Source organism: Moorena sp. SIO3I6, from assembly GCF_010672095.1.
Genome location: NZ_JAAHHU010000234.1, coordinates 1 through 7,803, shown reverse-complemented (window position 1 = coordinate 7,803; position 7,803 = coordinate 1). Strand labels below are relative to the sequence as shown.

8 protein-coding genes and 2 pseudogenes are annotated in these 7,803 nt (G+C 45.5%); 5 read left to right on the top strand and 5 right to left on the bottom strand.

Features of this window, described 5'->3' with window-relative positions; genetic code table 11:
- Window positions 1-82 precede the first annotated feature (82 nt).
- The 3 genes and pseudogenes from F6K49_RS32395 to F6K49_RS32385 all read right to left on the bottom strand — a co-directional run bounded on the left by F6K49_RS32395 (window position 83) and on the right by F6K49_RS32385 (window position 913).
- Complete coding sequence (locus F6K49_RS32395; protein WP_293103255.1) at window positions 83-247, bottom strand: hypothetical protein; 165 nt, start codon at window positions 245-247, stop codon at window positions 83-85.
- Between the two features lie 26 nt (window positions 248-273).
- A pseudogene (locus F6K49_RS32390) lies at window positions 274-570 on the bottom strand (DUF2809 domain-containing protein); the annotation flags it as partial.
- 127 nt (window positions 571-697) lie between these two features.
- Window positions 698-913, bottom strand: coding sequence for a hypothetical protein (locus F6K49_RS32385; RefSeq protein WP_293103252.1), 216 nt, complete (start codon window positions 911-913; stop codon window positions 698-700).
- 62 nt (window positions 914-975) lie between these two features.
- Between F6K49_RS32385 and dacB the strand changes: the two genes are divergently transcribed.
- The 4 genes and pseudogenes from dacB to F6K49_RS32365 all read left to right on the top strand — a co-directional run.
- Complete coding sequence (gene dacB / locus F6K49_RS32380; protein WP_293103249.1) at window positions 976-2,502, top strand: D-alanyl-D-alanine carboxypeptidase/D-alanyl-D-alanine-endopeptidase; 1,527 nt, start codon at window positions 976-978, stop codon at window positions 2,500-2,502.
- Window positions 2,503-2,676: 174 nt separating this feature from the next.
- Entirely contained in the window at window positions 2,677-3,870 is a 1,194-nt protein-coding gene (gene wecB, locus F6K49_RS32375; protein ID WP_293082435.1) for a UDP-N-acetylglucosamine 2-epimerase (non-hydrolyzing), read from the top strand.
- A 117-nt stretch (window positions 3,871-3,987) separates the two neighbouring features.
- Window positions 3,988-4,848: a transposase gene (locus tag F6K49_RS32370; RefSeq protein WP_293103246.1), complete on the top strand. Its 861-nt coding sequence runs from the start codon at window positions 3,988-3,990 to the stop codon at window positions 4,846-4,848.
- 13 nt (window positions 4,849-4,861) lie between these two features.
- Window positions 4,862-5,308: pseudogene (locus tag F6K49_RS32365) on the top strand (RNA-guided endonuclease TnpB family protein); the annotation flags it as partial.
- 134 nt (window positions 5,309-5,442) lie between these two features.
- Here F6K49_RS32365 and F6K49_RS32360 read toward each other — a convergent pair.
- Together F6K49_RS32360 and F6K49_RS32355 are read right to left on the bottom strand one after the other, a co-directional pair.
- Window positions 5,443-6,210, bottom strand: a complete 768-nt coding sequence (locus F6K49_RS32360; protein ID WP_293065089.1) for a class I SAM-dependent methyltransferase — start codon at window positions 6,208-6,210, stop codon at window positions 5,443-5,445.
- Window positions 6,211-6,727: 517 nt separating this feature from the next.
- Window positions 6,728-7,423 carry a hypothetical protein gene (locus F6K49_RS32355; RefSeq protein WP_293103239.1) on the bottom strand — a complete coding sequence of 232 codons (696 nt, stop codon included), beginning with the start codon at window positions 7,421-7,423 and terminating at the stop codon, window positions 6,728-6,730.
- Between the two features lie 16 nt (window positions 7,424-7,439).
- Here F6K49_RS32355 and F6K49_RS32350 point away from each other — a divergent pair.
- Window positions 7,440-7,803, top strand: a 364-nt coding sequence (locus F6K49_RS32350; protein ID WP_293103235.1) for a hypothetical protein, incomplete at its 3' end; no start/stop codon positions are given.

Below are 7,803 nucleotides of genomic sequence, written 5' to 3'. Positions count from 1 at the left end.
TATCGGGTACTACTATTCGTGCTCAATATATTGGATTAGATCCAAAACAAAAGGTAGAAATATCCGTTAGTTTTGAGTAATATTAAGTCCGGTATAACAAAGGGAATAGGGAGTAGGGAGTCGGGAGTAGGGAGTCGGGAGTCGGGAGTCGGGAGTCGGGAGTCGGGAGTAGCGATGTATCGCTTTTACAATTAGGCAAAAAGTCTAAGAAACTTCCCATACTTCCCACACTTCCTAGACTTCCCATTCTTTTTTACAAATATGAGATGCACCCTATCTAATCAGTTTACCGAACTGCGAAATTTGCCGTAACCATAGCCAACCTAAGACGCTGCCAATGGCATAATAGAGGAAATCCCACCATACAAAGGTAGTTCCTAAGAGAAATTTACCGATTAAGGAAGCACGAATCGGTGCTAATATAGGGGTTTGCCAAAGTTGTAAGAATTCTATGGCACAGGTAACGCTAAAAACTCCTAAGGTAATTCGGGTTATTGCTTGGCGATTGGGGATAATAAAAAATATCAATAAACACCAAAAAATCTCATAAAAAATATCACCAGAGTAGTCATGAACCCATTTTTATCCAAGACCAGAGTAGTACTTGGAAAGAATCCCTAATGGTGTAATAATCAATAGGGAGAAGATAATCAGCCAGCGTTGAGGAGTAATTTTTAATAGTTTAGTCATTAACGGATTAGACAAATGATTTGAGTTCGTAGTGCGTTAGGGGCGGGGTTGCCATCATGTGCAACCTCGTAGCCACTGTTGATACAGCCCGCCCCGTAACGCACCACCCAAGGGCGTTGGGACAGCCCGCCTGGGAATTGTAACGGGCAAGATGCCCGTTCCACCAAGATGCCCGTTCCACTGATGCCCGTTCCACTGATGCCCATTCCACCCACGGGGTCAAACAGCTTTAATTAGATGCAGCTTTACTTGAGTGGGTCAGTTGTGAGTTATGAGTTGTGAGTTATGCCAAATCCCTTACATCGATGGGGAAAACCAATAACTTTGCTGCTGTTGTGGTTAGCTGTACAGTTAGTCATCAAGCAAGGGGTGATGGCGACACCGGCAGCAGTTGAAGTAGTTGAGGAACGGAAATCCTTTGGAGACAAGATTTGTCCTGCTGACTTAACTACAGCCATTGATGCCATAATCAGTCGTCCGGAATTTATGCGATCGCGTTGGGGCATTTTGATTCAACCCTTAGCCGACTCAGCTCCCCTCTACAGTCTTGAATCAGAACGTTTCTTTATCCCAGCATCCAATATCAAACTCTTTACCACAGCAGCAGCGTTACGTCAACTAGGTGAGCAATACCGGATTCGCACACCGGTTTATGGTACTGGCACTAGCCCCTATTTGACGTCCTTACGAATTGTGGGACAAGCAGACCCAAGCTTAAGCAATACCCAGTTAACAGATGTGGCACAACAACTAAAGGGTCAAGGGGTAAGGTTGGTGCAACAGTTAATTGTAGAAGATGGCTATACTCCCTATGGTATTATCAATCCAACCTGGGAGTGGAGCGATAGTTATCTATACTATGGCGCTTCGGTTAATCGACTTATTCTCAATCAAAATACTGTTGGACTAACCCTATTGCCCCAACAGCCTGGTAAACCATTGCGCGTTAGTTGGAGTGATGGGGTAGCGGCTAAACAGTGGCGTGTGGATAATCGTGCTGTTACGGGTAAGGCGGGAATACCATACTCAGTGGAAATAATGGGAGTTTTAGGTGAGCCGGTGTTAGTGATTAACGGTCAACTGGCAGCAGATGCTGCACCAGACTTCTGGGGGTTAGCAGTTCGCGACCCAGCCCATTATTTCCTGGAGTCCTTCCGCCGTATCCTGGAAGCTGAGGGAATTGCTGTGATTAAGGCATTGGTAAAAGAAAGTTCAGCTAATGTGAATAATACACAGATAACCAATACAGAAATAACGACAGAGTTGGCAGCAGTGGAATCTCTTCCGTTAGCGCTATTGTTAAAGGAAATCAATCAGCAGAGTAATAATTTGTATGCTGAGGCATTATTGCACCAGCTGGAGACAGAGGAAAGGAGTGAGTCTAGCCCTAAGTTTGGTCTGGTAGCGGTTCAACAGAGCTTAACGGAGTTAGGGGTTGACCCAAAAAGCTATAGTATGGCTGATGGGTCTGGGCTATCTCGCCATAATTTAGCTAGTCCGTTTGCGATCGCACAAACTCTGAGACTGATGGCACAAACCCCATTAGCTCAGGTTTATCGAGAATCCTTGGCTACGGCTGAGGTTAGTGGAACTTTACGCGATCGCTTTCGTGATACCGCAGCTGTTGGTAAGCTCCAGGCTAAGACTGGTACATTAAGTGGTGTCTCAGCCTTATCAGGCTATCTTGATATTCCTGACTATCAAACCTTGGTATTGAGTATTCTGGTAAATCAATCTGACCAATCTGCTGCTAAACTCCGTAATGCTATTGATGAAATTGTTCTATTATTGACTCGCTTGGGTTATTGCTAAGTGTTGAGTGTTGAGGGGTAGCAACGGTTGAACATTTTTCGCAGCCCAACCCTCCCTCCCCGGGCCCGGTTTTCCCACGCCCGCTGACTCTTAGCCCTACTCCCTATTCCCTATTCCCTATTCCCGCGCAACCCAGAACGAAAGTACTTCAGCCAATTGAGAAATGCTGTAATTATGAAACCCCTGGAAATTCCCCCAGACCCTACACCCAAGACCCTAAACCAGGGTTCAACCAAGTCTCCAATTCAAATCTGTATCACATTAGGAACTCGTCCGGAGGCAATTAAGTTAGCTCCAGTGATTCTTCAGTTCCAACGCTCTGGTAAATTTAAGACTCAGGTGGTGTTAACGGGTCAGCATCGGGAAATGGTAGACCAGGTGATGGGGATGTTTGACCTGAGGGCGGATCGGGATCTAGAAATTATGCAGCCCAAGCAAACTCTGACCGATATTACTTGTCTTAGTTTACGGGGGTTAGAGGAATTATTTCAGGAATTGCAGCCCCAGTTAGTAGTTGTGCAGGGGGATACAACTACAGCCTTTGCTGCGGCCTTGGCAGCCTTTTACCAACGTATCCCGGTGGGTCATGTCGAAGCCGGATTGCGCACCAATGATTTGTTTAATCCCTATCCAGAGGAAGCCAATCGACGGCTGATTTCTCAGATTACTCAATTACATTTTGCCCCCACTCCCCTGGCAGTAGAGCATTTGCAGGGGTCTGGGGTCACTGGCGCAATTCATAAAACTGGGAATACGGTGATTGATGCCCTGTTGATGGTAGCTGAGCGGGAACCAGTGTGTGAGGTTCCGGGTTTAGATTGGGAAGGATACCGCACGATTTTAGCAACAGTACACCGTCGGGAAAACTGGGGGAAACCACTGGAGGATATAGCCCAGGGGTTCCTCCATATTTTAGATAAGTTCCCAGATACAGCGTTATTGTTACCTCTCCATCGTAATCCTACGGTCAGGGAACCCCTAAGGGCAATGTTAGGTGACCATGAGCGGGTATTTTTAACAGAACCACTGGATTATGTGGAATTGGTAGCAGCAATGCAACGGTGTTATTTAGTGATGACTGATTCTGGCGGATTGCAGGAGGAAGCACCGAGTTTGGGTAAGCCAGTGCTGGTATTGCGTAAGACCACGGAACGACCGGAAGCGATCGCAGCTGGGACTGGTAAGTTGGTAGGAACCGACCCGGAACAGATGGTAGGGGCGGCAAGTTTGTTATTGAGTGATTCAGTAGCTTATCAGGGGATGGCAAATGCCATTAATCCCTTTGGGGATGGTCGTGCGGCGGAGCGTATAGTAAAGATTGTGGAGGATTACAGGAATCCCCGATACCCGAAAGCCCCGCCTCTTTAGAGCGGGGATGAAGGGTCGCAGCGGTCTTTAGCCGCCGTGAAAAATATTTTCAGAATAATCCGGGATTTTATTCTAGATGTTGTAGAATAAAGTATAGAGCGGTGAGGTCGATAACCGGTGATCATTCTAGAATTTAAAGCCTACGGAAAGACGAGTCAATATTCTGCGATCGATGAAGCTATTCGGACGGTAAAATTCATTCGTAATAGCTGTATCCGTCTATGGATGGACAATAAAGGGATAAACAATTTTGATATGAGTAAATACAGTAAAGTACTAGCTCATCAGTTCCCTTTCGCTAATGAACTAAACTCAACAGCTCGTCAGGCTGCCTCTGAAAGAGCATGGTCATCGGTTGTTCGATTCTTTGATAATTGCAAGAAGAAGGTGCCCGGGAAGAAAGGTTTTCCTAAGTTCCAAAAGCATTGTAGATCGGTTGAGTATAAGCAATCAGGATGGAAATTGTCCCCTGATAAAAAGTCAATCACCTTTAGTGACAAGAAAGGAATAGGGAGACTGAAGCTCAAGGGTACCTGGGACTTGTGGCGTTTTGACAAGAAACAGATTAAGCGAGTCCGTATAGTAAAAAGAGCAGATGGTTACTATGTCCAGTTCTGCGTCTCTATTGAGGTGAATGAACAGTTAGAGCCATCTAAGTTAACTATCGGGTTAGATGTAGGACTGAAAGAGTTTTACACTGATTCTAATGGAAACTCTGAACCTAATCCTAGGTTCTACAGAAAAGGAGAGAAACGGTTAAAATTTCATCAACGTAGGGTTTCTCGCAAAAAGAAAGGCTCTGCCAACCGTAAGAAGGCTATTGATAGACTGGGTAGACATCATCTTAAAATAAGTAGACAACGTGAAGAGCACGTCAAGAGACTGGTTAGAAGTTACCGCAAGAAGAGTGCAGCCTTTATAGTTGGTAGGCTATGCATCAAAGGTGACAGGTTTTGTTGTAAGGCTGCACTCTTCTAAGGTTTCGTCTCCGGCGCGCTGCGTAATCCGATCTAACGATTTGGTCGCCTACGAAGATTTAAGAGTAAAGAATTTAGTTAAAAATCACTGTCTTGCTAAGTCTATTAATGATGCAGGTTGGTATCAATTTAGGAAGTGGTTAGAGCACTTTGGCAAAAAATTTGGGCGGGTCACTGTTGCGGTGAATCCTGCCTATACCAGTCAAAATTGCTCTGAGTGCGGCGAAGTAGTTAAAAAATCATTATCAACCAGAACTCATGTCTGTGAATGTGGGTGTGAACTTGATAGAGACCACAATGCTGCAATCAATATCCTAAAGAGAGCCTTGGGTACGGTGGGGCACACCGGAACCTGGGTTTTAGACCCAGTAAACGCTTCGGGAGATTTGGCCTCTACTGTTCTTGGTTCCGACCAGGTTCAGCAAGCCGAATCGTTGAACGAAGAATCCCCGCGTCTTTAGACCGGGGAGTGTCAATTTGGTTGTAATCCCCCAATCAGACTTAGTGGGCAATAACCGAGTTGTCTGCATATTAGCTTCCCGGTTAGCCCAATTTTATATAGGTTTGCCCTGTCAGGATGACAACCCAAGTAAGTCTATTCAAGTGAGTCTATTAAGGAGAGCGGAACATCATAATTTTTTTTGCCCCCTAGCGCAAAGTAATAGAGCTTTTCGCCTTCGAGGGAGAACCGATGGCGATACCTTTTCAGATGATAAAGATCCAAAAATTCTGAGAAGATCAGTTTCCGAATCAGCTGTGAAAATCCAGAATTATCACTTGAATCAAGGAAGGTTTCTTTGATATTAAAGGAAACCCAGGCATTTTCGCTAATTACATTAAAGGCTTCCAAGAAAGCCTTTGCTGGTATGTCACCGAACCCAAGTGCTGCTACTGAAACCAAGCAGTTAGGTGACCAAGAATTGAGTTCATCACGATCTTTATCACTGAGATTGCAGAAATCCATCACATAGAATTCATCGTAGATTCCGGGACGATCTCGCTCAGTGGCAGCCTGGGCTTCGGGAATAATATCAACTCCGATTAGCCGTGAGACTCCGTGTTGTTTCAGCTTTTCACCAACTATCCCGTTTCCTGCCCCAAGATCAAGTACCCGAAGCTCGTTGAGGCTCTGGTCCCCTTGAGAGACAGCAGACTCCAGGATATCCACTACAATTGACGGAGACTGGCACTTCAGACGCTCATATACAACCTGCTCGTATAATTCAGGAACTTCGAATATCCGCTCATAGTCATGTAGACGGATCTTCTCCCTGGATTCTCCATTAACAAGGTAAAAATAGACTTGATCTTGGCCAAGCTCTCGAACATTTGTAGGTGGAAATTGGATTTTATGCTTCTTCATCACTTTCAATATTCCTTTTAGTTTGAACCCAGATAAAAACGAATTGTGAATGGTGGAGGATCCTAAAGGCCAATGTCAACAGCGCAATACCAACTCAGGGCTTACCCAAAGACTCTAGATATAGAGTTTAGTTAACTTGCTTTTCCAGACCTACTATGCCAAACCGTTAGTTAAAACAACTCCCAAGATAGCTATACCTGGATTTTAAACTTCCTCATCCTAAACTAAAGCTCAATAGCGGGAGACCCCACAGTTTCTTGGGAGTGCTAGGGCGTGTTTTCAAAGTTTTCCGCAAGATTATGATCCCCCCCAGCCCCCCTTAAAAAAGGGGGGAGCCATACTCAAAGTCCCCCTTTTTTAAGGGGGATTTAGGGGGATCTCCGAGGCAAGAAAACACGCCCTAGGGAGCGCAAACAAAAATATTGTCCAAAATTGCCTAACAATAGTTTTGGACATCCTAGGTAGGAAGGAATTTAACCTAATAGGTGGTAAGCAAGAGCCCCTATTACTAATTACGTCAATTCATTCCCTCCAACAACGTTTGAACCTTACCATCCGGGTGTAGCAGCACGCGAATTTTTGGTATACCTTCCCCTTCTAAAGGGGACACAAAAGTTTCACCGATCAGAGGTATGGGGGCGTTATCTATATAGGTTTTCGCTGCTTGCCCAAGGGGAATTATACGTCGGATAGTACCATTATTATTTAACCACAAACTATAGTTCAAGGTTTTCTGTAGCCCTTCGGGAGGTTGCCAGCGCTCCTGGAAATATCGTCTAGCTTCTGCTACCTGAGAAATCTTATCAAACAGGGTATTTTGAGATATCGGATTCGCTACAGTAGGCTCAGATGGCTTTAAGGAATCAGAAACAGGGCTACTCGGGACATTCAGTCCAGGCACAGCTTGATCGATAACAGAGCTACTCGGGAGATTCAGTCCAGGCACAGCTTGATCAATAATTCTAGAGGTAGAAGAACCTCTCTGGAGACTGGACACATTCTGTTGAGGAGCAGGGATGGCTTGAACCGCCACATTAGTAGTAGAAGAAGTAGAAGTAGAAGAAATCGAAGCAGTAGAAGTAGAAGAAATCGAAGACTCAACGTCAGGGATTACAACTGTTTCTGTGGGGATCGATAGACTTTCTCTAGAGGAATCCTGAGTTGCCACGTCAGTAGGAGAGGGCGCTGGTTTAATCACTGGCAATTCTGACACAGTTTGTACTACAGCGATGGGACTGGGTGGAGTTGGTTTGGGTTGGGTATTTGCCTTAGCAGTAGGTACATTAGTTTTACTAGCCTCAGAAACAGGTGCCTCACCGTTACTAGCCCCAGGAGCAGCAGCAGGACTAACAGCAGAACTAGCTACAGGACTAGTAACAGAAGTAGCTACAGGACTAACAGCAGAACTAGCTACAGAACTAGCAGCACTCAGTTTGGGAGAGTCTGGTGTCCTAGCTGGAGCAGGAACAATCTTGAGCATCGGACGTGAATTCGGGCGTGAAGCTATTGCTGGCGCAGTGCGTACTGGTGGTGGAGAGGGTGGCTTAACGGGAGGCGGTGGCGGAGTGCGTACTGGTGGAGAGGGTGGCTTAA

Excerpts from the sequence above, each read along its gene's own strand:
- wecB (WP_293082435.1), top strand. The coding sequence starts at position 2,677 with ATGAAACCCCTGGAAATTCCCCCAGACCCTACACCCAAGACCCTAAAC.
- F6K49_RS32360 (WP_293065089.1), bottom strand. The coding sequence starts at position 6,210 with ATGAAGAAGCATAAAATCCAATTTCCACCTACAAATGTTCGAGAGCTT.
- dacB (WP_293103249.1), top strand. The coding sequence starts at position 976 with ATGCCAAATCCCTTACATCGATGGGGAAAACCAATAACTTTGCTGCTG.
- F6K49_RS32395 (WP_293103255.1), bottom strand. The coding sequence starts at position 247 with ATGGGAAGTCTAGGAAGTGTGGGAAGTATGGGAAGTTTCTTAGACTTT.